The organism is Gulosibacter massiliensis (genome assembly GCF_900626105.1).
Lineage (GTDB): Bacteria > Actinomycetota > Actinomycetes > Actinomycetales > Microbacteriaceae > Gulosibacter > Gulosibacter sediminis.
In genome coordinates, this window is the sequence record NZ_UYZX01000001.1 from 1,052,077 (window position 1) to 1,077,740 (window position 25,664).

A 25,664-nucleotide genomic window follows, 5' to 3' on the forward strand; every position below is an offset into this window, starting at 1 on the left:
CCCAGGCAAACCCGGTCATCGTGGTAGCTCGCCTACATACGTGGCGAGATCAACCTTGACCCGAGGCTTGAATGTGGCGTAATCTGATCCAGTTGTGCCCGCATCCGGGCCTTGTTTCGCTGCCCCACAGCCTAGGGCCTCGATCAGGAGATTTTTTATGTCGAAGCGTACTTTCCAGCCCAACAACCGCCGCCGCGCCAAGAAGCACGGCTTCCGCGCCCGCATGCGCACCCGCGCCGGCCGTGCCATTGTCGCGGCACGCCGCTCGAAGGGCCGCAAGGTCCTCTCGGCGTAGTCCCCGGTGCTTGCTCGGCAGAACAAAGTCACTAGCGGAGCCGACTACCGTCGCATCTCCCGCCGTGGCCGTCGAGCTGCCGCATCCGGACTTATCGCGATTGGCGAAGCCAACCGCGACGCAGCCTCACCCACCCGCTTTGGTTTCATCATCACCAAGCGGGTGGGTGCCGCTGTTGTACGCAATCACACGCGTCGCCGGCTCAAGGGCATTGCGCTCGAGCTCCTCACCCTGGTCCCCACCGGGGCTTCGTTCGTGATTCGCGTTTTTCCCGAGGCCTCGAGCTTCAGCTACGAGCAGCTGCGCGCTGAAACTCGGCGCGCGGTGTTGCATGCGGCCGACAAGCTTGGCCTTGTTGCGGCGGACATTACTGACGACGCCGAATTCTGCAGTTGCGCCGATGGCGCCGACTGATCGACCGTCAATGATGCGACGAGTCCTGCACAACATTGCACTCATCCCACGCAATCTCGGGATCGTGCTGCTCCTGCTCTATCGCCGCTTCATCTCGCCGATCTACGGGGATGTCTGCCGGTACTACCCAACCTGTTCCGCGTATGGTTTAGAGGCAGTGCAGGTGTATGGCCTGGTGCGAGGGAGCTGGATGGCGGCTCGTCGGATCATGCGATGCCACCCCTGGGCGAAGCCGGACTTTGATTACGTCCCGGAGCCCAAACGACCCTTCCCGATTCGACGCACCAAGTTTGGGTTCGTCGTGTCTGATTTGCAAATGAAAGGCGAAGACGCTCGATGAACATCTTCGACATTATTATCTGGCCGTTGCGGTGGGTGATTGAGCTCATCCTCGTCGGTGCGCACACCGCGTGGACAGCTCTCGGCCTGCCAGAGGACAGCGGCTGGACATGGGTGCTGTCGATCATGATCATCGTGCTTGTCGTCCGCTCGGCGATGATCCCGCTCATGGTCCGGCAGATCAAGTCGATGCGCGGCATGATGGAGCTGCAGCCTGAACTCAAGAAGATTCAGGACAAGTACAAGGGCAAGCGCGACCAGTTCTCGCAGCAGGCCATGCAGCAAGAGACCATGGCGCTCTACAAGAAGCACGGCTCGAGCCCGCTCTCGAGCTGCTGGCCGATGCTCATCCAGATGCCGATCTTCTTCTCGCTGTATCGCGTGCTGAACACCGCGAACCACAGTGAGGCCGGCGTTGGCCTTATGAGCCAGGACCACGCCGTGCTGCTCGCGAACTCCGAAATTTTCGGGGCACCGCTGAGCTCGATTCTGTCGCAGGCCAACGGCAACACGAACATCATCGTCGTCGCGATCGTGCTCATCGTGCTCATGGTCGGTACGCAGTTCTTCACACAGCGCCAGATCACCTCGCAGAACATCTCGGAGGCCGCGAAGGCTTCGCCGATGTTCCGTCAGCAGCAGATGCTCATGTACTTGCTGCCGCTCGTCATGGCGGTTTCGGGCTTCATGTTCCCGATCGGCCTCATGGTTTACTGGCTGCTCACGAACATCTGGACCACCGGTCAGCAGTGGTGGACCATCCGCAACATGCCGACTCCTGGTTCGGACGCGTACAAGAAGCGCGTCGAGCGTCTCAAGGAAAAGGGCAAGTGGGACGACCACCCCGACAACCCCGCCAACCGCATCGTGCGCGACGGTAAGACGCAGCGTCAGCTCGAGCTCGAGGCGCAGGAAAACGGCGGGCAGCGACAGCAGCCGGTGTCGAAGAATCGCAAGAAGAAAAAGAGGAAGTAGGCAGTAGCGATACGGTGCACGGGCACCGAGCCAGCGAGGTTCGGTGCCCGTTTGCACATGTACGGGCGGATGCGCGATTACCGGTAATCTGGGGTGCTGAGAGAAGGAATGCAATGAGCGCCAATGACATGACTGACCACGACGTCGTCGAAGACGAGCGTGTCGAATCCGTCACGGTTGACGAAGACGTGATTGACGACGACGTCACCGACGAGGCCGTCACCGACGAGGCCGTCACCGATGACGACGCCACCGACGAGGGTGATCGCGACGAGGGCGACATCGCTGCGGACTTTATCGAAGAGCTCCTCGACATCGCTGACATCGACGGCGACCTCGACATCGACGTGACCGGAGGCCGCACCTACATTTCGGTGACCGCCGACGGTGAGAGCAATCTCGACCGCATCGCATCCCCCGAGGTGGTGGATGCGCTGCAGCAGCTCACCCGCCTCGCCGTGCAGGCAGAGACCGGTGAGTTCTCACGGTTGATTCTGGACGTGGGCGGCTCGCGGGATGCGCGTCGCAACGAGCTGCAGAGCCTGGTCTCGCGCGCGATCGAGCGAATCGAGGATGGTGCCGCTTCGGCAGCCCTTCCGCCGATGTCGTCGTACGAGCGCAAGATCGTGCATGACATTGCATCGGAGCGCGGCTACAACTCCGAGAGCGAGGGCGAAGGTCGCAAGCGTCACACGGTGTTGCGCGCGAACTAGGCTGTTCGAGTTTTTCAGACGCGGGTCGTCGACGTTGGTCGGCGGCCCGCGTACTTGTTTTCCGTACAATTCTTGCGCTGCATAAATGAGTATCGATGTAGATTTGTTGCATCACCCAGGAGCGCTCAGATTGGGATGCGTTACGCATTGCTGTCAGTCTGGGATGGGGTGGGAATGCCCCGACATCGGCGTGCTGGCGCGGAAGTTGGTCGGTGCGTGCCCAAGTAGTGGTGGACAGTCGCAATTCGCGTCGGAGCGACATCCATGAAATTACGCTGATGCGATTCTGACGATGCCGGTTCTAGGTCAGTTTTGCCGGCTTGGGGCGCTTGAATACCCCAAAACTGATAGTGAGTGTGTCGGTCTCCCCGCCCCCAGGGAGACGATCGAGTTTTCGGTACCTCGCTATCGGAGCTTGCCCTGGTGTCACGTGAAACGAGGACACTGGTGCAGGCGAAGTGGCTCAGTCTCGCGGAGCGTCAGTGTTCAGGGACTCGCACACCACTCTTGGGGAGGCTGAAGGTCGTGGCCCGTTCGTCAGCGGGTCTGACCCGCGTCCCCGCCTTGGCCGGCAGTTCGGTTTCACGTGAAACGGCTCGAGGCGGCCCCGTGTTCGCGCGTCGAGCTCGAGTGAGGCGGATGCGGCAGTGCGAAGGCGTGGGTGATCAATTGCCCGTGCTCGCGAGTTTCACGAGTGTTGGATTTCGGTCCGGGCAGCGCTGCGCAAACGGAGGTTCGCACATATGAAGAGACAACTTGTTGAACACTAGGCATCGCAGCCGGCGAGCAGCTGCGGTGCTGGGGCTGACGATTGATGCTGATACGAAGCGCGTGCTTGGTTTCACGTGAAACGGGGTCGATCCGCGTCGGCGATCGTACTCTCAGTGAGTGAGGCTGGGTCGAAACTGTGGGGTCAAGGTTCTGCGAGAGCCGTATGAGCACTGAAGTGGCTTGCAGATCCCGCGGTAGTGGGCCAGGTGACTCATGTCCATCTCCAAGTTCGTGCTGCGTTTCACGTGAAACTGCGCTCATCTGCGCGGGTAATAGACGCTGCAGCGAGTTGGGCTGCGTCGAAATCGTGGCAGACGCGTTATCGAGGGTGGGTTGGGAACTGACTGGGCAGTTTGAACGTGGAGTGGCGGGTGTGGGACTGGCCATTCTGCGAAACATTCTCTCGGTTTCACGTGAAACGCGGGCAATCTCACGCGCCGCGAAGCGTGAGATCATCGGGATGGGCGTTTCACGGAGACTGACTCCGTTGACATTGAACCCTCATCGCGCAGCGAAGCTCGCGGGGGGAGGAAGGGCTATTCCGACGACATGCACAGGAGCAGCCGCTGTACGAGCGGGCGTTGGAACGGCAAGCTGGATTCAACTCGAGGAGGGTGGCTAGTTTCACGTGAAACGGGGCCATCATCGGTTCGATAGAACTGCGCTTCGTCGGGCTGATAGTTGATGGACAAGGCAACTGGCGTGCCTACGGAGTGTGTTGTTCGTGAGCCGTGATTCGGTGCTCCAGCGGAGACCAAAACGTCGGCGATTCGTGGCGCTGGTGCTGTTCTATGTCGTGAAGGTCCTGGGTTTCACATGAAACGGGTTCGGCTGAAGAGTGATGGAATCGTGGAGTCGGTATGAGGTGGTGGTGAGAGGACGGCCATGTCCCGTGCTCCCTGACTCGCGAAGCTGGAGGGAGGGCGCACATATGCCGCGTCCTGCGAGCTTCGATTACTCGGCGGGGGTTGATTCATCGCGGATGAGCGTTGTTTCACGTGAAACGCCAATCCACTACCCCGGGGCTTGGCGTCGGTGGGGTCGTGAATACTGCGCTGCGCGGGCGAGGACTGGATTCTGAGTGGCTCCGCGATAGCTCCCTGGGTCACCAGCTTGATCGAGGCGGCTGGGTTGTCGAGCCGATTAGCGATGGATCGATTGCATTGCTTGAAGTGGTGTTGGTTTCACATGAAACGCGCGATTGACATTGCCTGAGCCTCAGACTTCCATGGGCCGCATTCGTCACGCCAATTCGTTCTCGCGAATAACGCCCGCTTCCTCGACAACGGGATGTAGGTGCTGTTGGCGGGCGCGAGCTACGGGCTGTCGAACCGTGATCAGAGAAGGTAAGCGATGCCCCGGAACCGCTGCAAGGATGTCTAATCCGTTTCACGTGAAACAACGAGAAGTGGGTCTCACCTTATGGCAACGGGTTTCGAACCGGAATGTCGATAGGCGGAGTGACGATACGCCGGGAGTCGCCCTCTGCGGAGCCTCTTGTTTCACGTGAAACCGGTGATGGGTGTTCCCTGGGTCTAGCAACGAGAGCGCAGTAGACGGTTTCAACAGGATCGTCGACCGATCGGACGACCTTGGACTGCGGAATAGCTTGCTGAGGCGATGGCAGCTCTCGAAGGGGACGAGAAACTCTGCACTACCGCTGCGTGCTGGAGGAGTGTTTCTGCGGGCGCGACCGATCCGCCTCAAGGTGGGGCGGTGCCGGTGTCGGCCGTTTGCTCGTCATGGTCCCCATGAGAAGTCGCGGTTCGGAGTCGCAAGCTTGTGTTTCACGTGAAACGTCATCTCCACGGCCGGTGCAATCCGGCCCGCGTTCGCAGTGATGACGCACGGCCCTAGACACTTCGGATCGCCGATCACTGACTGACGAGCGGCACGCTCGTGTGAGAAGCCCACCCTCGCTTCTCGCCAGCCATAGCTCGTAGTTCCTGCGACGGAGATCGTTGAGGTGGACGAGGCCATGCAGTTCGCGCTTCCGCCGAGGCGAGGGCGGCCACTTGGTAGCGGCGAGCCAGGCGGGGACTCGCACGTTTCACGTGAAACCAGACACGCGCGTTCTTCGCAACCGAACTCCCCGGTGTGGAATGGGCCGTTCGCACTGCAGCCACGCTCGCGCAGACTTCCGCCCGCAGACTACGTCTCTCTCTGGCTGCTCATCCTGGTGATTCATGTGGGCAAGGATGTGCGCCCCCGTTGTCGTCGTCTAGTGACGCGGTTGAGCGTGCCTGTACCGAGGAGTGTTGGCGCTGCGGTGAGTGGCTGTCACTGGGCTTGATGATGGAAGCATCGCTGTCATGTTTCACGTGAAACAAGAGGGCAGCGTTCGCTGGTGCGCAGCTCGCAGTTGGGGGCGCCCGTGAAGGCGTGGTCGTAGACACGACTGGGAATCTGAGCAAAACCAGGAGCAGGCCAGGAACAAGCTCAGGAGCAGGCGTGAAATGGGAAACTCGCCGAGGACGCAAGGTTCCGGTGCCGACTCTGTAACGCACCTAGACCAGTCGTTTCACGTGAAACGACATCGATACTGGCTATTCATACCGAGCACCAATGCCAAGACGGAACCCGATTCTGCGCTGTGACCAGGGAAAAGCGCTGATGAGCGAATGAAAACACCAGGTCAAGAGGTGATCACCGCCCTCCCCGCGACGGCGTCGCCGCTCTACGTTTCACGTGAAACAATTGGGGTTCTACGAAAGGACTCCCCATGAGCGACGCGGCGGCAATTCCCGAGCCCGTGACCCAGGTACAGCTTGGTGATGAATCGGTCGAGGTTGAACCCCGCCCTGACGTCGCGGCGGAGATCTTCGGCGACCGGGTGCACCTCGCCCAGGCCTACGCCAACGCGCTCGCCGATGACGGCGAGACGCTCGGACTCCTCGGCCCCCTCGAGTACCCGCGCCTGTGGACCCGCCACATCGTGAACTCTGCCCTCATCGCCCCTCTCCTCGTTGGCAGCGTCGGCGACGTCGGGTCGGGAGCCGGCCTTCCGGGCATCCCGTTGGCGATTGCACGTCCCGACGTGAAGTTCACCCTGATCGAGCCGATGGAGCGTCGGCACACGTGGCTGCTTGAGCAGGTCGAGGCTCTGGGCCTCGACAACGTCACTCCGTTGCGCGCTCGCGCTGAGGAGGTCGCCGACACGCACTCCTTCGACCAGGTCACCGCGCGGGCCGTCGCGGCGCTGAGCAAGCTCATCCCCATCACCGCACCCCTCGTCCGTTACGAGGGCGAGCTCGTACTGCTCAAGGGCCGCTCGGCCGAAGCGGAGATCCAGAAGGCGGCGAAGCAGATCCGCCGTTTCCAGCTCGAGGACATTCGCGTGGAAGAGGTCGGTACCGAACTCGACACTGAGCCAACGCGCGTTGTGCGCGCCACGATCGCGTAACCGAGTAGTTCTAGTTCTCCACAGGCACGAGTTCTTCACAACTCCGAGAGCGCTCCCCGCCGATGCAGCTTCGGTGGGCGACAATAGAGTGTCCGAGAGACCGCGAAGTCCGGTCAATTCAAGGCGAAGGGACCACACCTCTATGAGCGACGCGTTCGAGTCACCGATTGCGCGGCAGATTGCGGTGCTCACCGCGAAGAAGCGAGCACTCAAGACGGTCAAGACCCCTCGACCGGCAACAACCCGCATCTTCACGGTCTCGAACCAGAAGGGCGGCGTTGGCAAGACGACGACCACCGTGAACATCGCCGCCGCCCTCGCCCAGGCCGGGCTCAAGGTACTGGTGATCGACATTGACCCACAGGGCAACGCATCGACGGCGCTCAATGTAGATCGCCAGGGTGACGTAGCGGGCACGTATGAGGTGCTCATTGACTCCGTTCCGCTCGCTGACGTGGTGCAGGCGTCGCCCGATATCGCAGGACTGGAGTGCTGCCCCGCGACGTTGAATCTCGCGGGAGTCGAGATCGAACTCGTCGACGTAGACCAGCGCGAGACGCGGCTCCGTGAGGCCCTCACGACGTACCTCGGCGAGCGTGAAGCCGCATCCGACCCCCTCGACTATGTGTTCATCGACTGCCCGCCCTCGCTCGGCCTGCTCACCATGAACGCGTTCGCGGCGGCGAAGGAAGTTCTCATTCCGATCCAGGGCGAGTACTACGCCCTCGAGGGCCTCAGCCAGTTGCTCAACTCGATCAACCGCCTGCGTGAGTACCTCAACCCGAACCTGCAGGTCAGCGCGATCCTCATGACCATGTTTGACCGCCGCACGAACCTTTCCCGCGAGGTTGCTGACGAGGTGCGACAGCACTTCCCCGAGCAGACTCTCTCGACGGTCATCCCACGCTCGGTGCGCATCTCAGAGGCCCCCAGCTACAGCCAAACCATCATCACCTATGACCCCGAAGGCACCGGCGCGGTTGCGTACCGCGAGGCCGCCAACGAGCTTGCGAACCAAGGAGCACACCGCTAATGGCATCCAAGAAGCGCACCGGCCTTGGCCGCGGCCTGAGCGCGCTCATCCCGAGCGGCTCGCCAACCGAAGATCGAGACATCGACGTCTTCTTCGACGGCTCGGCACCCTCGGGACGCCGTCGAGCCCCGGCAACGGCCACGCTCGAGGCCGAACCCGGGGCCACCGCCGAGGCGCCCGCGAAGGTACCTGCCAAGGCGCCGGCAAGAACTCCCGCGAAAACCGCCTCGAAGGCCCCGAGCAAGGCCAAGACCACTTCAACTACATCGAAGTCGACCGCTGCAGGGAAGAGCACATCGAAGACGACCGATGCAGTGAAGAACGCATCGAAGAACATCGATGTAGAGCCCGAGGTTGCAGCCGAGGACACGGCGGTCGATGAGCAACGCGCGGCGAGCCAGATCCCCGACGCCGCCGACACTGCCACGGCCGATGTCGACACGGCCGAGGAGACCGCGGGCAGCGCATCCATCGACGACTCGGCCGACGACAACGACTCGAGCGAGCCCGAGCTCATCCCGGTGCCCGGCGCGACCCTGCGCACGCTCGACCCGGCGCGCATCGTGCCGAACCTGCGCCAGCCGCGCCACGAATTCGACCAGGATGCGCTCGACGAGCTGATCATCTCGGTGCGCGAGTTCGGCGTGCTCCAGCCCATCGTCGTGCGTCCGCTGCCCGAGGGCGACCCGCGCGCGGCCGACGGCGACTACGAGCTCATCATGGGTGAGCGCCGTCTGCGCGCCACCAAGGCCTCGGGCCGCACCGAGGTGCCGGCGATCGTCCGCGACACCGACGACGAGGACATGCTGCGCGACGCGCTGCTCGAGAACCTGCACCGCGCTGAGCTCAACCCGCTCGAAGAGGCGTCGGCCTACCGCCAGCTGCTCGACGACTTCGGCTGCACGCAGGACGAGCTCGCGGAGCGCATCGGTCGCTCGCGCCCGCGCATCTCGAACACGCTGCGCCTGCTCAACCTCCCCGTGGACGTGCAGCGCCGCGTCGCTGCGGGCGTCCTCAGCGCCGGCCATGCCCGCGCCGTGCTCTCGGTGGGGGAGCCCGCCGCGATGACGCAGCTCGCCGACCGCATCGTCAACGAGCAGCTCTCGGTGCGCGAGTCGGAGACCGCGGCCGCGACGCTCGCGACCCGCGCTGGGCGCAGCACGCGCGCATCCAAGCAGCAGGATGCGCCGGGTAGCGACTCGCTCAGCGCTCACCTCGAAGAGGTGAGCGAGCGCCTCGGCGACCGCTTCAACACGCGCGTCAAGGTCGTCCTCCGCAAGACGAAGGGCACGATCACGATCGACTTCGCGTCGATGGCCGACCTCAACCGGATCCTCGAGGACCTCGGCGAGGCCGACGAGGCCTAGGGCGTGTCTCGTAATTTATCGTGTGATGGGCTGGGATCGTGAATGTTTGCGGGGGCGCGGCGGGTTACGACGGTGATCGCGCAGCCCACGGACCAGCAAGCGAACCGTAAACGTCGCGGGTCGCGCCGAGGTCGGCCTGATCGGCGTCATCGCCTGGCCCAACCATTTACGAAATACGCCCTAGCTGGAGCGTAACCGCTGGCTCGTCGCCGAAGGCGACAGAAATTTCCTCCTTGTCGTCAGGGGAGGCGCCGAACGCAAATTCAAACTGCGCGATTTGATCGAGGGTTCCACCGCCGGTAGATGTCTGCCTCCATGGGAGCTCTTTATTGCGATGCCAGCAGCGCAGGGAGCTCGCTTGAATCCGGGCAGCATCGGCCGAGTCGAATATGACCCGCACAACCACCGTACGGTCGAGAATTTCGGCACCGGTAATGAGTGCCAGTTCACTCGAATAATTTAACGAAACTATATCTTTAGAGATTATTACGGATTTCATTTCGAGTACGCTGACTTTGTTGCTGTTGTCTTCAACGATCCGTTTGCGTAGAGGCCAACTTTCGCTGTGTAAAGTATCCCCTTCGGCAGACAAAAAACTGATGCTGATGTTGTGATGGAAGTAACTCCAGTCCCGTAGCCGCAGGATCGCCACGCGCCGCCACTAGATTTGTATGTGCAGCTAAGCTCATGCCGTTTTCCATCATTTGGGATGCCCGCAGCGTATCCGCTGATACTCATTGAGCCGGGAAGCGACGAAATACGCGCGGCTACGTAACCGTAGCTATTGCTCATGTGTGTGGTCGACATGGCGCCACTGTCGTTGCAAGAAGCTCCCGCAAGCTCAACTATCCGAGCAAAATCGGCATCTGAGATCCTGATTCCATTCGAGTCAAAGGGGACGACTTTTTCGTTACCGCAAACGATGGCTTCGTCGCTTGAAGGCGCTGCTGATGCTGGATTTGGAGAAATCAAAAGAAGGTTCATCGTCAGGACACTGAGAGCTACGAGGAGTAGACCGCCAAGCCTGTGCACTGATTGACCAAGTGGGTTCATGAAGCTGATGTTGCTCTAATCAGTGTACAAATGCAACGGTTGCATGAAGTTGCAAAGAGGTTCTCAGTAGCTAGGGTGTGTTTCGTAAATGGTTGGGCCAGGCGATGACGTCGTTCAGGCCGACCTCGGCGCGACCCGAGAACTTTGATGCGAACCGGTACCGGGGTCGGAACGTGATCGAGTGGGGTATTGCCGGTTAACGCGGTGGCGGGGCTTGGCGACCCGGTACGACAAACTCGCGATCGTATACCGGACCACGGCCGCTCTGAACGGTCGTGGCCGGCACCCGCCCCCTAGCTGGTTCTCGTTCGACGGCGATCCCGAGTTGCGGCAGCAATTCCTGCAGCTCCGGTGATGGCGAGGCCGACCACGGTCAATGGACTTGTCGCTGCGTGCTCGAGCATCGCAACCACGTCGAGGGGATGAAGCGGGACCCTGCTGGCGTCAATTCCCGGACGAATCAACGGGAGCACGAGTACACCGCAGAGCATGGTGAGCGACGCGGCTATGGCGCTCGTCGGTGCGGCCGTCGCTGACACGCCGAGCGCTACTGCAACCACGAACGCCACAACCACCGAGCTCAAGGGCAATCCGCCGTCGGACGAAGCAATCCATATGTTCGATGCGACCCCAAGCCCGTACAGGCTCAGGGTCCCCAGAAGTGCCCCAGCAATCGTCAACAGGACTGACTTACGCATCCACATCCTCCAAAACGAATCAAATGGGGTCAAATCGGTCGACAAGGTAGCGTTGCGGTCGGTCCGCGGTTTGCGCCGCCTGATGACCAGCCTGCCATGACATACCACTTAGATGAGAACCCATAATCGCAGTACTTCGTTGCAGAAAACACCACTGTCGATCCATTGGCGCTAATCACGCTACTATTACTCCCATATAACACCATTCCGCTATATAGATAGAGATTTGCTGTCGCGGAGGAGCATCCGGACGAGCGATTGAACGCACCAGAAACCCATGCCTTGTTGGATTTCTTCACGGGCGTATACGCAGAGTCGTTGTTACAGTGCAAGCCCCGGAGGTTGTTGCGTCAACCACCCCGTCGGTGTAGATGACGCGCAAATGTTCGCCATCAGTAATCGGATATTCCAACAACGAGACGGGCGAAGTCTTGACTTCGAAAGAGTCGGATCGGTCGATGCTAATGGAGTTCTCGGGGACGCGAGGGGCGGGTTTATCTACGCGAATGACTCGGTCCGGCTCATCTTCGGTCACCGTGGGGTCAGCAAGGGCACTTGCATTTGCGGCTCTTCGGACATTCGGTGGGGGTAGGGCTCGCCGGGTGAGGTTCGACGGGTAGGGGTCGAGGTCCCCGAGGATCAGAAGCGCTAACCACCTGATCCATTACGAGGACCTCGACGTGCTTCACCCTACTTCGGGGTGCGCTGACGCGCGCTCTGCCACTGACCCGTGTTCCCGCTGCGACCTCCTGCTCGGCCTCGACGGCGTCCATGTCGAGCACGTGGACCGCCGCAACGGACTACTGATCGTGACGGTCTCGAGTCCTGCGGCGCCTGCCGGTTGCCCGTCGTGCGGGACCGTGGCGACCGGCCGTGGACGTCACCGCCGGCGGCTTCATGACGTGCCCGGCATGACACGGGTGCGAATCGTGTGGCGGCAGCGAGTCTGGCGGTGCGACGAGTCGGGCTGTGCACGACAGACGTTCGTGGAACAGCTGCCGTCTCTTGTCGCCCCGCGTGGGGCACTCACCCGACGCGCGGTCGTCTGGGCAGTCGGTCAGCTGCGTCGCGAACACGCCACGATCGAAGGATTGCGTCGCCAGCTGGGCACGTCGTGGAAGACGGTGTGGCGGGCCGTCGAGCCGGAGCTTGTGAAGCTCGCGGCCGATGAGTCCCGGTTCGAGAACGTGACAACGCTGGGCGTTGACGAGCACATCTGGCATCACGTCGACCCGCGCAAGCGCGGTCCGAAAGAGCTGACCGGGATGGTCGACCTCACCCGCGACAGCACCGGGAAGACGCGGGCCCGGCTGTTGGACCTCGTGCCGGGCAGGTCGGGGAAGGCCTACGCGACCTGGCTCAGCGCACGTGGCGACGCATTCCGCGAGCAGGTGAAGGTCGCGGCGCTGGATCCGTTCGCCGGTTACAAGACCGCGATCGACGACAAACTGCAAGATGCCACCGCCGTGCTGGACGCGTTCCATGTCGTCAAGCTCGGCACCGTCGCGGTCGACGAGGTTCGCCGTCGGGTCCAGCAAGACACTCTCGGCCATCGCGGTCGGAAAGGTGATCCGCTCTACGGGATCCAGACCATCCTCCGCGCCGGGGCTGAGAACCTCACCGACAAGCAGTGGGCGCGCCTGACCGCAGCCATCGAGGCGAACCCGGCCCACGACGAGGTGTTCGTCGCATGGCAGTGCGCGCAGCAACTTCGCTCGGCCTATCACCAGAAGGACCTCGCTGAGGGGCGACAGATCGCCGAGAAGGTCGTCGAGTCGTTCCACACCTGTCCGATCCCCGAGATCGCACGCCTCGGCCGCACCCTGCGACGCTGGCGCTCAGCGTTCCTCGCCTACTTCACCACCAGCCGAGCAAACAACGGCGGCACCGAAGCAATCAACGGGATCATCGAGCTGCATCGTCGCCTCGCTCGCGGCTTCCGCAACCGCGAGAACTACCGCCTACGAATGCTCCTCGCCGCCGGCGGACTCACCCCATGACCCCACCGAATGTCCGAAGAGCCCCATTTGCAGGGGAGGGAAATCCTCCAAACAACGATAGTATTGCGAAGCTTGATATCAAGTAAAAAGCAATTCGGCGCATCTTCGCTCCTCCTTGAGCGACAGGTGAATACATTTTAAAAATATATACCACCTGAATTATCCGAGGTCAACCTTTGTGGCTAATCAGTATATATACTGAGATCGTCCAGCTGCCGGACACACCGTTCCGGCTCAGTGAGTCGCATAGGCTATGCATCTTGAGCCCGCAACCCATGTGTGCGGCATGCGCCTGGTACTCGACTAGGGTGTGTCTCTTAATCGTTTGGTCCAAGCGATGACGGCGTTGAGGATCGCTGCGGCGCGGTAGACGATCGCGAGTTTGTCGTATCGAGTTGCGAGTCCGCGCCATTGCTTTACGTGGCAGAAACGACGCTCGATGACGTTGCGTCCCCGGTAGTCGTCCCGGTCGAACCCGACCGGGCGGCCACCGCGGGCGCCGCGCCGTTTGCGGTGGCCTTGCTGGTCCGCGGGCGCGGGAATCACTGACTTGATTCCGCGGTCGCGCAGATGCGCACGAATCGCTCGCGAGGAGTACGCCTTGTCGCCGCGAACCCCGTCCGGTCTCGTGCGCGGACGACCGCGCGATCGAGCCACGCGCAATTGTTCCAACAGCGGCAGGAACACGGGCGCGTCGCCAGATTGCCCCGGCGTGACCAGGATCACGAGCGGCAACCCGGCCCCGTCGACGAGCTGGTGGATCTTGGTCGAGAGGCCCCCCCTGGAACGGCCGATCGCGTGGTCAGGCGGCTCGACGCCCGGATTCTTGTAATTCGACGAAGCCCCCTGTGAGACGGGTGACGTTCGTCGCGTGCTGGTGCGCGCGAGCGATCGTGGAGTCGACCGAGAGTGACCAATCAAGCCGACCAGACGCGTCCGCGTCCGCTGTCAACACGGCCAGCACTCGCTCCCAGGTTCCATCGCCCGCCATGCGGCGATGCCACTTCCACACCGTCTGCCACGGACCATACGTCTCGGGCAGATCACGCCACGCGATCCCGCACCGATACCGGTAGATGATGCCCTCGAGCATCGTGCGAGCATCCGAGAACGGGCGTCCCTGCCTCCCCGTCCGAGACGGCAGAAACTCCGCGATCAAATCCCACTGCGCATCTGACAACACCTGAAAACGCGACACCCCAACAGCGTCACACCCAAACAGCCAGACCTTTAGGAGACACGCCCTAGGCCTCCTCGACCTCGATGTCAGCCCCAACCTCGGCCTCGGCAGGCGCCTCCGCCGGGGCCGACGTGCGCGCGCCGCGGTCGGCGGCGTGCGCGGCGAGTTTCGCGTAGACCTCGGGCGCGGCGAGCTCGGCCGCCTCGAGCGCGAGCGGCACGAGCGAGGTCTCGGTCATGCCCGGAATCGGGTCGGCCTCGATGAACCACGGCGTGCCCGCCTCGTCGACGATGAAGTCGACGCGGGCGAGGTCGGCGAGGCCGATCGTCGAGTACGCCAGCAGCGCCTGCTCGGCGACCCCCTGGGCCACCTCGTCGCTCAACCGCGCGGGCGCGTAATAGGTCGTCTCGCCGGCGTTGTAGCGCGCCGCGTAGTCGTAGACGCCATTCGCGGGCACGATCTCGACTGCCGGCACGGTGAACGGGCCGTCGCCGTAGTCGAGCACGCCGACGGTCACCTCGGTGCCGAGCACGCGCTTCTCGATGAGCACCGAGTCGCCGTACGTGAACGCGGTGACGAGGGCGCGGCCGAACTCCGAGATGTTGTCGACGAAGGTCACACCCTGCGACGAGCCGCCCTCGGTCGGCTTCACGACGGCCGGGAAGTCGACGCCGCGCGCGATCGCCTGAATGACGCTCGTCGCCCCGAGCTCGCGGAACGTCTCGTTCGGCAGCACGATCGACTGCGGCGTCGAGAGCCCGGCCCGCTTCGCGAGCGCCTTCGCGGTCGCCTTGTTCCACGCGAGCTTCGCCGCGGTCGGGCGCGAGCCGACGTACGGCAGCCCAGTCGCGCGCAGCAGCGAGTACAGCGCGCCGTTCTCGCCCGAGGTGCCGTGCAGCAGCGGCCACACGACGTCCACGTCGTCGCGGTGCTCGAGCAGCCACGGCAGCAGCTGCTGGTCGGGCTCGCGCACCGTGACCCGCGCGCCGGCGCGAGTCAGCGCATCCGCCACCCGCCGCCCCGAGCGCAGCGAAACGTCGCGCTCGTGCGAAATGCCGCCCGAGAGGATCACAACGTGTTGTCCCTTGATGGTCATCCGGATGCTCCTTGCCGGTTCGGAGGTCAGGGGGTGCTACTGCAGGTCAGGCGGGGCCGACGAGAATCGCTGGTCGATCTCGCCCGCGCCGGTGACGTCGCCGAAGGTCTCGAGCAACTCGAGCTCGTTGTTGATGACGTTCGCGAGGCGCCGCACGCCGAGGCGAATGCGGTCGGGCTCGGGCAGGCAGAACGAGAGGCGCATCTTGTCATGGCCGCGGCCGTCAGCGAAGAAGCCGGTGCCGGGCGTGTAGGCGACGAGCTCGGTCGTCGCGCGCGGCAGCATCTGCTTCGAGTCGAGCCCCGGGGGCAGCTGCACCCAGGTGAAGAAGCCGCCCGAGGGCACCGTCCAGCTCAGCTGCGGCAGGTACTCCTCGAGCGCCTGCAGCATCGCGTCGCGCCGCTCGCGGTAAATGCCCCGGTACGTGTCGATCTGCCCGCGCCAGTCGGCGGTGTCGAGGTACTCGGCGACCAGCCACTGGTTGAACGTCGAGGGCGAGAGGATCGATGACTCGACGGCGAGGATGAGCTTCTCGCGCACGCCGTGCGGCGCGAGCACGAAGCCGACGCGGACGCCGGGCGAGAGGATCTTTGAGAACGAGCCCATGTAGAGCACGTGCTCGGCGTCGAGCGAGCGCAGCGCGTTCGGTGCGGGCTCCTCGAAGTAGAGCAGGCCGTACGGGTTGTCCTCGAGAATGAGCACATCCTCTCGGATGCACAGGTCGAGAATCTCGCGCCGGCGCGACATCGGCATGGTCACGCCGGTCGGGTTGTTGAAGTTCGGCACGGTGTAGAGGAACTTCACCTGCTTGCCCTCGGCGCGCGCGGTGTGGATCGCCTCGGTGAGCGCGGTCGGGTTGAGGCCGTCCTCGTCCATTTCGACGTGGCGCACGTCGGCCTCGTACGACTTGAACGTGCCGAGGGCGCCGACGTACGTGGGCGACTCGACGAGGATCACGTCGCCCGGATCGATGAACAGCTTCGTGATGAGGTCGATCGCGTGCTGCGAGCCGGTGGTGGTGACGACGTCGTCGGCGCTCGCGTCGGTGATGCCCTCGATCGCCATGAGCTCGAGGATGTCCTCGCGCAGCTGCGGGATGCCCTGGCCACCGCCGTACTGCAGCGCCTCGGGGCCGTGCTCCTTGAGCATCCGGTCGAAGGCTGCGCGGATCAAGTCCTCGGGCAGACCGGCGACGTACGGCGAACCACCGGCCAGCGAAACCACCTCGGGGCGCGACGCCACGGCGAACAGGGCGCGCACCTCGCTCACGGTGAGCCCGGCCGTGCGGCGGGCATAGTTCGAGTACCAGGGGTCGAGATTTCGGCCGCTCGAGGCTGTGGGCTGCTGTTCTGACACGTCGATCCTTCTGCAATAGGTCGAAATGCCATCCTACGCCCGAGCGAACTTTGCCCCCACGCAGCTGGGCCGCGTGGGGGCAAAGGAAACCAGCGGGCCTCGAGTTAGTCGAGCAGGCCCTCAAACTTCTTCTCGAGGGCGCCGCGCGGCTGTGCGCCGAGCGTCTCGGCCTTGATTTCTCCGCCCTGGAACACCTTGATCGCAGGGATCGAGGTGACTTGGTATTTCATGGCGAGGTCCATCTCGGCGTCGATGTCGACCTTGACGAGCTTGACGTTCGGGTGCGCTTCGACGAGCTGGTCGAGCACCGGCGCGACCTGGCGGCACGGGCCGCACCAGGCGGCCCAGAAGTCGACGATGACGGTCTGCTCGGACTCGAGCACCTCGGCGTCGAACGTGGCGGTAGTGACATCAGTAGCCATGACAGCTCCTTCGAATTGTGGGGGTTCTAGTTGGTGGCTTCGGCGGGCTCGGCCTCAACTCGGGCAAGCAGCTCGGCGGGCAGGCCGGCGATGTACGCCTCGGCGTCGAGCGCCGCCGTGCACCCGGAGCCAGCGGCGGTGATCGCCTGGCGGTAGTGATCGTCGATGACGTCACCCGCCGCGAAGACGCCGGGCACCGAGGTGCGCGAGCTGCGGCCATCCACGGCGATCACGCCCTTGTCGGTGAGCTCGAGTTTGCCCTTGACGAGGTCGGTGCGCGGGTCGTTACCGATCGCGACGAACACGCCCGTGACGTCGAACAGCGACTCTTCGCCGGTTTGCGTGTCGCGCAGCTTGAGGCCCGACACGGTCTGCTCGCCGACGAACTCCTCGACGGTCTTGAACGGCAGCCAATCGATCTTCTCGTTCTGGCGCGCGCGCTCGAGCATGATGTTCGACGCACGGAAGTTGTCGGAGCGGTGGATGATCGTGACGCGGTCGGCGAAGCGGGTGAGGAACGTCGCCTCTTCCATCGCCGAGTCGCCGCCGCCGATGACGGCAATGTGCTGCTCCTTGAAGAACGCACCGTCGCAGGTGGCGCACCACGAGATGCCGCGGCCGGCGAGGCGGTCTTCGCTCTCGAGGCCCAGGCGGCGGTACGCCGAGCCGGTCGAGAAGATGACCGTGAGTGCCTCGAAGTCGCCTGAGTAGGCGGTCTTGATGTGCTTGATGTCGCCGTCGAGGTCGACCTCGGTGACGTCGTCGTAGACGAGCTCGGTGCCGAAGCGTTCGGCCTGCTGCTGCAGCTTCGTCATGAGGTCGGGGCCCATGATGCCCTCGGGGAACCCGGGGAAGTTCTCGACGTCGGTCGTGTTCATCAGCTCGCCGCCGACCTCGACGGCCGAGGTGAACATGATGGGCTTGAGACCGGCGCGGGCGACATAGATCGCCGCGGTGTACCCGGCGGGGCCGGATCCGATGATGGCAACGTTTCGCGTGCTCATAGGTGCTCCTGGTTGGTGAGAAATCTTCGGCTTCGCGCCTGTAGCCGACAACGCCTGGCGGCCGCAGCGTATTCCATTGTGCCGCGCGGCGCCACGAGACGGGCTGAGACGTTAGATGAGCGGTTCGTCGTCGCGTTCGACGCGGCGTTCGTACTCTTCGCGGCGCATCTTCGCCTCGTACTGGCGCAGCTCGCGGCGCGAGGGCAGCGAGCGAGTCGAGTTCTGCATCGACGACTGCACGAGCTCGAGTTCGGGGGCGGCCTGCGAGGTCGAGGCGACCGAGCCGCTGAGGTCGGTCTGCACCTCGTCGACGAGGGTGCCGAACTCCTGCGCGAAGCGGTCGGCGCCCGCGGCGCGGCGTGCGTGGCGGTGGAGCTCGTTTGAGTGGCGGCCGCGCACGCCGTCGAGGCGGCGGATGAGCGGGCCAGCGAAGGTTTCGAGTTCGGGCAGGCGCAGCAGCAGTGCGAGGCCAAAGTAGATCGCCGCCATCGCGAAGCCTGCGACGGCGCAGGTGATGAGGGCCGGCATGAGTCCGTCGCGGGCGAAGCCACCGACCGTGTAGCCGCCCATGAGCCACACGAGCAGCAGGCCGACTACGGCCGCGGGCACGGCGAGGCCGACGAACTTGCCAACCGACGTCGCGATATTGCGGCCGTCGATCGAGCCGAGGCGCCGGCGCAAGGCGAGCGACTGAATCACGAAGCGGATGCAGGTGATGAACGACTGCACGAGCACGAGCGAGACCACGATGTGCTCGATCGGCACGAGCCAGGCGACGAGGCCGATGAGCACGAGCTGCAGCGGTGAGGTGTAGGCGTAGAGCAGGAACACGCTCTTCGTGTCTTCGAACGCGTAGAACACGCGCTGCACGTAATAGAGGAGCGAGTAGGCGAGCAGGCCGAGCAGCGCTGCCGACAGCACGAGGGCGAGCGCCTCGAGCCCCTCCTCGGTCGAGTCGAAGATGCGCGCGAATGCGGGCGAGATGATGATGAGCGCGACGGCGCAGAACACCATGAACAGTGCGATCGAGCGGGCGCCGCGCGAGAAGTCGTCGACGACCGAGTCGGTGTCTTTCGCCGCCGCCTTGTGACTCAGCGACGTGAACATCGTCGTCGTGAGCGACACCGTGATGATCGAGTGCGGCAGCATGAAGATCATCCACGCGTTTTGCAGCGCGGCGAGCGAGGCGGCGGTGCCGAACGCGACGTTCGCGCCGAGGGTCTCGATCCAGCCCGTGAGCTGCACGATGATGAGCACGCCAAACGACCAGCCGGCGAGCTTGCCCGCGCGGCCGAGGCCGGTGCCGCGGAAGTGGAAGTCGGGGCGGTAGGCAAAGCCCGCCTTCTTCAGGAACAGGAAGAGCACGAGGGCCTGCACGACGACGCCGAGGGTCGTGCCGCCGCCGAGCATCGCGATCATGTCGGGGGTCCAGTCGGAAATCTCGCGCGCGCCGGTCGCATCCGCCCCGAACACGACGCTGAACAGTGCAAGCACGCCGATCGCAATGACGTTGTTCAGCGCCGGCGCCCACGCGAACGGGGCGAACATGCTGCGGGCGTTGAGGATCTCGGAGAGCACGGCGTAGAGGCCGTAGAAAAAGACCTGCGGGATGCACCAGTACGCGAACGCGATGACGAGGCCGAGCTGTTCGGGGCTCAGCGTGATGCCGTAGATCCACGCGAGCACGGGCGCGCCGATCGTGAGAATCAGCGTGAGCCCGGCGAGGCCCGTGATCGCGAGCGTGAGCAGGCGGTTCACGTAGACCCGGCCGCCGTCTTCGCGTTTCGTCGCGCGGATGATCTGCGGCACGAGCACGGCGTTGAGCAGGCCGCCCGAGATGAGCGCGTAGACGTTCGATGGCAGCGAGTTCGCGTTCGCGAAGGCGTCGGCCGAGGCCGAGCCGACCAGACCGATCGTGCCCGCGAGCACGATCGCCTTGATGAAGCCGAGCACGCGCGACACGAGGGTGCCGGAGGCGAGGATCAGGCTGGTACGGCCGAGAGACGTTGCCATGCTGGTGTGGTGCTACCTAGGAGGTCGGGGACGGGTCGTGCTCAGCAACGCTACCGGAGGCCTCGCGGCGGCGACGGCGCAGCATGCGCCAACTGCCGAAGCCGATGAGCAGCACGACGACGATGCCGACGAGCCAAATCGCGACCGTTTCCATGTCGGCGTTGACGTTGACGACGTACTTGCCGGTGCTCGGCAGCTGCACTGAATCGCCAGCCCAGAGCGTCACGGCGATGCCGCTCGTGCCGTTCGCGATGGCCTCGACGGGAATCTGCGCGCGCGAGACCGAGTTCGGCTCGACCGTGACCGAGGTGACGTCGCCGACACGCAGGTGGCCGGTGGTGGCGCGGGCGCGCACCTCGACCGTGACGGTGCGGTCGGTCGAGTTCGACACGAACACCGGCACCGACGACTCGTGGCCGATGAGCTGCACCTCGCTGCCGGCCTCGACCGTGACACCGTTGTAGGCGCTGGTCGCGTAGGCGGTGTAGCTCGTGACGGTTTCAGGGAAGTCGCCGGCCTCGAAGTGCTGGTTGCTCAGCGCGTTGACGAGGTTGACGCGCAACTCTTCGCGCACATCCTCGGGGTCCTCGTAGAGGTCGACGAGGGTGAGGCCTGTCTCCTCCTGCTGCCGCAGTTGCTCGAAGCGCTGCACGGTCTCGTCGCTGAACTCGCCCGGCGTGGTCTTCACCGCCGGCAGCGAGGCGACGTCGGCGCTCGCGGCGGGCGGGGCGGCCACCCTCGCGACGCCGGCGCCGTCGAGCGCGTCGACCACGGCGGCATAGGCGGTGCCGTTCGTCGCGACGCGGGGCATCGCGACGGTGACTTGCGTGCCGTCCGTGCCCGCGACGAGCGAAAGGGATGCGGTGAGCTCGGCGATCGCGGCGTCGCGCGCCGGGTCGGTCTCGGCCTCGACCGCCGTGGCGAGCAGGTCGCTCAGCGCACTGCTGATCACGAGCGCCTCGGTATCGCCGATGCGCTGCTGGGTGCCCGAGGCGGTCGACCAACCGCTGCCATGCGTGAGCTGGTCGGACTCGACGAGTACCGTGCCGCCGTCGGCGAGCGCGGCAGGGTTAGCCGCCGTCGTGGCGTACGGCCAGACGAGGTCGGCGCGCGTCGCCGAGACCTGCTGCAGCGCCTCGGCATCGGGCGGCGTGGTCGGGTCGTCCTCGGCGGTCGGGGTCGGTGTCGGCGAGTCGGATGCACCGGGCGTCGGCGTCGAGGTCGCGGTCGCGGCCGGCGGCGTGAGCGAGCCGTCGAACTCGTGGTCGTCGGTCGCGAACGCGAAGCTCTCGATCTGCAGCGGCTCGTCGAGGCCCGCCTGCGCCTGCAGCGAGGTGTTGGCGTCGGCAAACTCGAGGGCGAAGCTCGGATTGTCGAGCGACTCGAGCCGCGCGAGCCACGAGGCGGCGCTCTCGGGCACGTCGACGCCGAGGGCGCGGATCGATGCGAGCACGCGCGGGTCGATCGCGAGGGTCGCCTCGGTGCCCTCGACGGCGTCGAGCAGCAGGGTGAGGTCGCCGTCGGCGGCGGTGAGTATCTCGAGGTCGCTCGACGAGATGAGCGCCGTCGTGCCGATCGTCGCGGTGACGGGCACGATCGTCGTGAGGTCGACGGGCTCGTCGTCGCGCTCGCCGGGCAGCAGCACGACGCTGCGCCCTTCGGTGGCGGCGCCGTCGCTGCGGTACTGCGCCGCGATGCCGTGCACCTGCGCCGCGAAGGTCTCGCCGGTCGACACCTCGATGTCGGCCGAGAACTGCAGGCTCACGCTGTCACCTGCGGCCATCGCGCCGACCGACTGCTGGGCGACCGTGACGTCCGACGCCGGGGCGTCGGGGGCGTAGCTGTCGCCGAGCCACGCATCGCGCTCGGTCGTTGTCGTGATGATTTCGTCGTCGAAGGCGATGTCGACTTCGCCCGCGGGTAGCTCATCGGCCGTGCCGTTCGAGACGACGACGGTGCCCGTGAGGGTGAGGATGCCGTCGTCGGCAATGTCGTCGGCCACCTGTTCCGTCGTGAGCGGCGTCGTCGACACGTAGGTGGTTACCTCGTCGGTGACCTGCTCGCCGAAGTCAGTCGTCGCGGTCGCGGCACTCGCGCTTTCGGCGGTCGCCACCAGCGGTGTGGTGACGAGCGCGATGGTCGCCAGGGCGCCCGAGCACAATCGCGCAAACGACCGGCTCGAGGCGCCTCGAGCCGCATCGAACATGCCGCAAGTGTACGAGCGCGACCCTGGCGGCATCGATTCGGCGTGCCGCTGTGGGGCACCTTCCTCGTAAACTGGACCGGTGCAGCACGTCCAGACCGCCCTCCAACGGCTCTCCGAACTTGCCGAGTCGCGCCCGGTCGCGACCCTCTCGGCGGCGTTCGCCGACGCCGGCGTCGAGCTTGCCCTCGTCGGCGGCCCGGTGCGCGACGCGTTCCTCGGGGTCGCCGTGCACGACCTCGACTTTGCGACGAACGCGCGGCCCGAGCGCATCCTCGAAATTGTGCGCCCCATCAGCGAGGCGCACTGGGACATCGGTCGCGAATTCGGCACGATCGGCGCGCGCATCCACGGCGAGCAGGTCGAGATCACGACGTATCGCGCCGACACCTACGACGGCACCTCGCGCAAGCCCGTCGTCGCGTTCGGCGACTCGCTTGAGGGCGATCTGCTGCGCCGCGACTTCACGGTGAACGCCCTCGCGCTCTCGCTGCCCGCCCTCAAGCTCATCGACCCGACGGGGGGCCTCGACGACCTCATGGAGGGCGTTCTGCGCACCCCGATCGAGCCCGAGGTGTCGTTCGGTGACGATCCGTTACGGATGCTTCGGGCCGTGCGTTTCACCTCGCAGCTCGGCTTCTACCTCGACCTCCCCGCGCTCGAGGCGGTTGGCGAGCTGCGTCGGCGCATTCTCGACATCTCGGCCGAGCGCGTGCGCGACGAGCTCGTGAAGCTGCTGTCGACCGCATCCCCGCGCGCGGGCATCGAGCTGCTCGTCGAGAGCGGCCTCGCCGAGCTCGTGCTGCCTGAACTGCCGGCCCTGCAGCTCGAGCGCGACGACGCGCACCAGCACAAGGACGTCTTCGACCACTCGATCAAGGTGCTAGAGAACGCGATCGACCTCGAGCGGGCGGCGCACGAGAGCGACCCCGAGCTGCCCTCGCCTGACGTCGTGCTGCGCTTCGCAGCGCTGCTGCACGACATCGGCAAGCCGAAGACGCGCGAGTTCGTGCCCGGCGGCAAGGTGACGTTCCACGGCCATGACTGGGTCGGCGCGAAGCTGACGAAGAAGCGACTCGGCGCGCTGCGCTTCGACAACGACACGATCAAGCAGGTGGCCCGCCTCGTCGAGTTGCACATGCGGCTCTACAACTACGGCGACGCGGGCTGGACCGACTCGGCCGTGCGCCGCTTCGCGCGCGACGCGGGCCCGCTGCTCGATCGCCTGCTGCGGCTCATACGCGCCGACATCACGACGCGCAACAAGCGCAAGTCCGAACGCCTGCAATTCGGCATCGACAGCCTCGAGGAGCGCCTCGACGAGCTGCGCGAGCAGGAGGCGATTGACGCGATCCGCCCCGACCTCGACGGCGAAGAGATCATGCGCATCCTTGACATCCGGCCGTCGCGCACCGTCGGCGAGGCGCGCAACTTCCTGCTTGAACTGCGCCTCGACGAGGGCCCGCTCGGCGCCGAGGAAGCCGAGCGGCGCCTACGCGCCTGGTGGAGCGAGCGAGAGGCCGAGTAATGACGACGGCAAAGACGCACGTTCGCCGCGGCCTCGCCGTGCGCGAGGCCGTCACGGCATACGGACTGCTCACGCCCGCGCTGCTCGGCGTGCTCGCGTTCTTAATCGTGCCGATCATCATGCTCGTCGTGCTCTCGTTCGCCGACTGGAACGTGCTCTCGCCGATCGAGTTCGTCGGGTTCAAGAACTGGGAGTGGGCGCTGTCGAGCGGCGTCATGTGGCACAGCTTCGGCGTCACGGCCCTGTTCGTCGTGCTCGTCGTGCCGGTGCAGCTCGCGGCTGGACTGCTGCTTGCCGTGCTGCTAGTGCGCAACCTGCCCGGCTCGGCCGTGCTGCGCACGCTGCTCGTGCTGCCGTGGGTGAGCGCGCCCGTCGTGCTCGGCATCGTCTGGCGCTGGCTGCTGCAGTATGGCGGCGTGGCCGACGACCTCCTCGGCGGGAACCTCGGCCTGCTCACCGACGAGCGCTTCGCCCTGCCGACCGTCGCCTTCGTGCAGGCGTGGACGCAGATCGGCTACGTCTCACTCTTCTTCATGTCGGGCCTGAGCAACATCCCAAACGAGATCCTCGAGGCCGCGCGCATCGACGGCGCGAGCGAGTGGCGCATCTTCTGGCGCATCAAGTTTCCGCTGCTCACCCCGACGACGTTCTTCGTGCTCGTCACGGGCGTCATCGCCGCGTTCCAGACCTTCGACCTCGTCTACACGCTCTCACCGAACGGCGGGCCGGGCGGCAGCACCGACCTCATCGCGGCGCGCATCTACCAGCAGGCCGTGCCGCTCTCGAATGTGGGGCAGGCTTCGGTGCTCGCGCTCATTCTCTTCGCGCTGCTCGTGGTCGTGACGCTGATTCAGAACGCCTACTTCTCGCGAAAGACGAACTATGAGCGCTGAGGCGAAGCCGGTCGGGTCGAACCGCGGCGTGCGCGTACTCGGCGCCGTCGGCACCTACGTCGTGCTCATCGGCGCAGCGCTGCTCACGCTCACGCCGTTCCTGCTCGCGATCATGGCCGCGTTCATGGAGCCGCGCCAGCTCGCCTCGCAGGGCGTGAGTCTGCCGATGCCGCCGACGCTCGAGAACTTCACGGCGCTCGGCGAACGGCGCGTCGACTTCGGCGAGGCCGCGCTCGTGACCGTCGGCGTCGTGCTGCTCGTCACCGCGGGGCAGCTGCTGTTCTCGGTGATGGCCGCGTTTGCGTTCGCGCGCCTGCGCTTCCCCGGCCGCAACCTGCTGTTCTGGGTGTTCCTCGCAACACTCATGGTGCCGCAGGTCGTCACCGTGATTCCCCTCTACTTCATGATGAGCGAGGCCGGCTTCGGCGGCGAGTTCCTCGGCCTCGTGCTGCCGTTCATGTTCGGCTCGCCGTACGCGGTGTTCCTGTTGCGCGAGCAGTTCCGGCAAATCCCGCAGGAGCTCATCGACGCGATGCGGATGGACGGCGCGGGCACCTGGAGCATCCTCTTTGGTCTCGTCGTGCCGCTGTCGCGCTCGACGATCGTGACGCTGCTGCTCATCACCGTGGTGTCGCACTGGAACAACTTCATGTGGCCGCTCATGATCGGCCAGAACCGCATCCACGTGCTCACGACCGCGACGGCGTCGCTGCAGGAGCAGTACTCGAACAACATCACGCTCGTGATGGCGGCATCGGTGCTCGCGATGCTGCCGCTCATCGTGCTGTTCGTCATCTTTCAGAAGCAGATCGTGCGGTCGATCCGCATCTCCAGCTTCCGCTAGCGCCGCGCGGCTCGTCGCGCAGCAGGGCCGGGCGGCGGCGTCACGCTTCGTCACCAGTTACGTG

General features: G+C 64.8%; 20 protein-coding genes and 1 pseudogene. 13 read left to right on the top strand and 8 right to left on the bottom strand.

Annotated features, from left to right (window positions below):
* Positions 1–157 precede the first annotated feature (157 nt).
* The 8 genes from rpmH (at position 158) to EJL01_RS05130 (ending at position 9,310) form a co-directional block, all read left to right on the top strand.
* On the top strand, positions 158–295 hold the full coding sequence (rpmH, locus tag EJL01_RS05095) for a 50S ribosomal protein L34 (RefSeq protein WP_125106538.1): 138 nt from the start codon (positions 158–160) through the stop codon (positions 293–295).
* Positions 296–301: 6 nt separating this feature from the next.
* Entirely contained in the window at positions 302–709 is a 408-nt protein-coding gene (locus tag EJL01_RS05100) for a ribonuclease P protein component (protein ID WP_125106539.1), read from the top strand.
* A 13-nt stretch (positions 710–722) separates the two neighbouring features.
* Positions 723–1,049, top strand: coding sequence for a membrane protein insertion efficiency factor YidD (gene yidD, locus EJL01_RS05105; RefSeq protein ID WP_125107413.1), 327 nt, complete (start codon positions 723–725; stop codon positions 1,047–1,049).
* The gene (yidC, locus tag EJL01_RS05110; protein WP_125106540.1) at positions 1,046–2,023 is read left to right on the top strand and encodes a membrane protein insertase YidC; all 978 of its coding nucleotides are present in this window, start codon (positions 1,046–1,048) and stop codon (positions 2,021–2,023) included. The genes yidD and yidC overlap by 4 nt, the downstream gene beginning before the upstream one ends.
* 113 nt (positions 2,024–2,136) lie before the next feature.
* Positions 2,137–2,736, top strand: a complete 600-nt coding sequence (locus EJL01_RS05115; protein WP_125106541.1) for a Jag family protein — start codon at positions 2,137–2,139, stop codon at positions 2,734–2,736.
* Between the two features lie 3,493 nt (positions 2,737–6,229).
* Positions 6,230–6,910 carry a 16S rRNA (guanine(527)-N(7))-methyltransferase RsmG gene (gene rsmG, locus EJL01_RS05120; RefSeq protein ID WP_125106542.1) on the top strand — a complete coding sequence of 227 codons (681 nt, stop codon included), beginning with the start codon at positions 6,230–6,232 and terminating at the stop codon, positions 6,908–6,910.
* Between the two features lie 142 nt (positions 6,911–7,052).
* Positions 7,053–7,943: a ParA family protein gene (locus EJL01_RS05125; protein WP_125106543.1), complete on the top strand. Its 891-nt coding sequence runs from the start codon at positions 7,053–7,055 to the stop codon at positions 7,941–7,943.
* A gap of 401 nt (positions 7,944–8,344) precedes the next feature.
* Complete coding sequence (locus EJL01_RS05130; protein ID WP_431834730.1) at positions 8,345–9,310, top strand: ParB/RepB/Spo0J family partition protein; 966 nt, start codon at positions 8,345–8,347, stop codon at positions 9,308–9,310.
* 166 nt (positions 9,311–9,476) lie between these two features.
* Here the strand turns inward: EJL01_RS05130 and EJL01_RS05135 are convergent, their stop codons facing one another.
* On the bottom strand, positions 9,477–9,962 hold the full coding sequence (locus tag EJL01_RS05135; RefSeq protein ID WP_125106545.1) for a hypothetical protein: 486 nt from the start codon (positions 9,960–9,962) through the stop codon (positions 9,477–9,479).
* Positions 9,963–10,494: 532 nt separating this feature from the next.
* On the opposite strand from EJL01_RS05135, the pseudogene EJL01_RS13220 reads away from it, so the two are divergent.
* Both EJL01_RS13220 and EJL01_RS05145 read left to right on the top strand, forming a co-directional pair.
* Positions 10,495–10,718, top strand: a pseudogene (locus EJL01_RS13220) (hypothetical protein); the annotation flags it as partial.
* Positions 10,719–11,741: 1,023 nt separating this feature from the next.
* Complete coding sequence (locus tag EJL01_RS05145; RefSeq protein WP_431834723.1) at positions 11,742–13,061, top strand: ISL3 family transposase; 1,320 nt, start codon at positions 11,742–11,744, stop codon at positions 13,059–13,061.
* Positions 13,062–13,364: 303 nt separating this feature from the next.
* Here EJL01_RS05145 and EJL01_RS05150 read toward each other — a convergent pair.
* The 7 genes from EJL01_RS05150 to EJL01_RS12955 form a co-directional block, all read right to left on the bottom strand.
* Positions 13,365–14,259 (bottom strand): IS5 family transposase gene (locus tag EJL01_RS05150; RefSeq protein WP_125106547.1). Its coding sequence is split into 2 segments (ribosomal slippage): positions 13,365–13,907 and positions 13,909–14,259, totalling 894 coding nucleotides; the frame shifts between segments, so codons are not numbered across the junction.
* 46 nt (positions 14,260–14,305) lie between these two features.
* The gene (locus EJL01_RS05155; RefSeq protein WP_125106548.1) at positions 14,306–15,337 is read right to left on the bottom strand and encodes a D-alanine--D-alanine ligase family protein; all 1,032 of its coding nucleotides are present in this window, start codon (positions 15,335–15,337) and stop codon (positions 14,306–14,308) included.
* A gap of 36 nt (positions 15,338–15,373) precedes the next feature.
* Positions 15,374–16,693 carry an aminotransferase-like domain-containing protein gene (locus tag EJL01_RS05160; protein ID WP_125106549.1) on the bottom strand — a complete coding sequence of 440 codons (1,320 nt, stop codon included), beginning with the start codon at positions 16,691–16,693 and terminating at the stop codon, positions 15,374–15,376.
* Positions 16,694–16,797: 104 nt separating this feature from the next.
* Positions 16,798–17,115, bottom strand: coding sequence for a thioredoxin (gene trxA / locus EJL01_RS05165; RefSeq protein ID WP_125106550.1), 318 nt, complete (start codon positions 17,113–17,115; stop codon positions 16,798–16,800).
* Positions 17,116–17,141: 26 nt separating this feature from the next.
* Positions 17,142–18,119, bottom strand: coding sequence for a thioredoxin-disulfide reductase (gene trxB / locus EJL01_RS05170; RefSeq protein WP_125106551.1), 978 nt, complete (start codon positions 18,117–18,119; stop codon positions 17,142–17,144).
* Positions 18,120–18,230: 111 nt separating this feature from the next.
* Positions 18,231–20,132 carry a murein biosynthesis integral membrane protein MurJ gene (gene murJ / locus EJL01_RS05175; RefSeq protein WP_125106552.1) on the bottom strand — a complete coding sequence of 634 codons (1,902 nt, stop codon included), beginning with the start codon at positions 20,130–20,132 and terminating at the stop codon, positions 18,231–18,233.
* A 16-nt stretch (positions 20,133–20,148) separates the two neighbouring features.
* Positions 20,149–22,338 (bottom strand): DUF6049 family protein, encoded by a 2,190-nt coding sequence (locus EJL01_RS12955; protein ID WP_164509722.1) that lies wholly within the window; start codon positions 22,336–22,338, stop codon positions 20,149–20,151.
* Positions 22,339–22,417: 79 nt separating this feature from the next.
* Here EJL01_RS12955 and EJL01_RS05185 point away from each other — a divergent pair, with 79 nt between their 5' ends.
* From EJL01_RS05185 to EJL01_RS05195, 3 genes are read left to right on the top strand one after another with little or no spacing between them, the layout of a single operon-like run.
* A complete protein-coding gene (locus EJL01_RS05185; RefSeq protein WP_125106553.1) occupies positions 22,418–23,863 on the top strand; it encodes a CCA tRNA nucleotidyltransferase in 1,446 nt (481 codons plus the stop codon).
* Entirely contained in the window at positions 23,863–24,756 is an 894-nt protein-coding gene (locus EJL01_RS05190) for a carbohydrate ABC transporter permease (protein WP_125106554.1), read from the top strand. Before EJL01_RS05185 ends, EJL01_RS05190 begins: the two co-directional genes overlap by 1 nt.
* Positions 24,746–25,600: a carbohydrate ABC transporter permease gene (locus EJL01_RS05195; protein WP_125106555.1), complete on the top strand. Its 855-nt coding sequence runs from the start codon at positions 24,746–24,748 to the stop codon at positions 25,598–25,600. Before EJL01_RS05190 ends, EJL01_RS05195 begins: the two co-directional genes overlap by 11 nt.
* Positions 25,601–25,664: the final 64 nt, after the last annotated feature.

Bases quoted from the DNA above. Each gene is read 5' to 3' on its own strand.
- yidC (WP_125106540.1), top strand. From the start codon at position 1,046: ATGAACATCTTCGACATTATTATCTGGCCGTTGCGGTGGGTGATTGAG.
- murJ (WP_125106552.1), bottom strand. From the start codon at position 20,132: ATGGCAACGTCTCTCGGCCGTACCAGCCTGATCCTCGCCTCCGGCACC.
- EJL01_RS05125 (WP_125106543.1), top strand. From the start codon at position 7,053: ATGAGCGACGCGTTCGAGTCACCGATTGCGCGGCAGATTGCGGTGCTC.
- EJL01_RS05115 (WP_125106541.1), top strand. From the start codon at position 2,137: ATGAGCGCCAATGACATGACTGACCACGACGTCGTCGAAGACGAGCGT.
- EJL01_RS05155 (WP_125106548.1), bottom strand. From the start codon at position 15,337: ATGACCATCAAGGGACAACACGTTGTGATCCTCTCGGGCGGCATTTCG.
- EJL01_RS12955 (WP_164509722.1), bottom strand. From the start codon at position 22,338: ATGTTCGATGCGGCTCGAGGCGCCTCGAGCCGGTCGTTTGCGCGATTG.
- EJL01_RS05195 (WP_125106555.1), top strand. From the start codon at position 24,746: ATGAGCGCTGAGGCGAAGCCGGTCGGGTCGAACCGCGGCGTGCGCGTA.
- yidD (WP_125107413.1), top strand. From the start codon at position 723: ATGCGACGAGTCCTGCACAACATTGCACTCATCCCACGCAATCTCGGG.
- rpmH (WP_125106538.1), top strand. From the start codon at position 158: ATGTCGAAGCGTACTTTCCAGCCCAACAACCGCCGCCGCGCCAAGAAG.
- trxB (WP_125106551.1), bottom strand. From the start codon at position 18,119: ATGAGCACGCGAAACGTTGCCATCATCGGATCCGGCCCCGCCGGGTAC.
- rsmG (WP_125106542.1), top strand. From the start codon at position 6,230: ATGAGCGACGCGGCGGCAATTCCCGAGCCCGTGACCCAGGTACAGCTT.
- EJL01_RS05190 (WP_125106554.1), top strand. From the start codon at position 23,863: ATGACGACGGCAAAGACGCACGTTCGCCGCGGCCTCGCCGTGCGCGAG.
- trxA (WP_125106550.1), bottom strand. From the start codon at position 17,115: ATGGCTACTGATGTCACTACCGCCACGTTCGACGCCGAGGTGCTCGAG.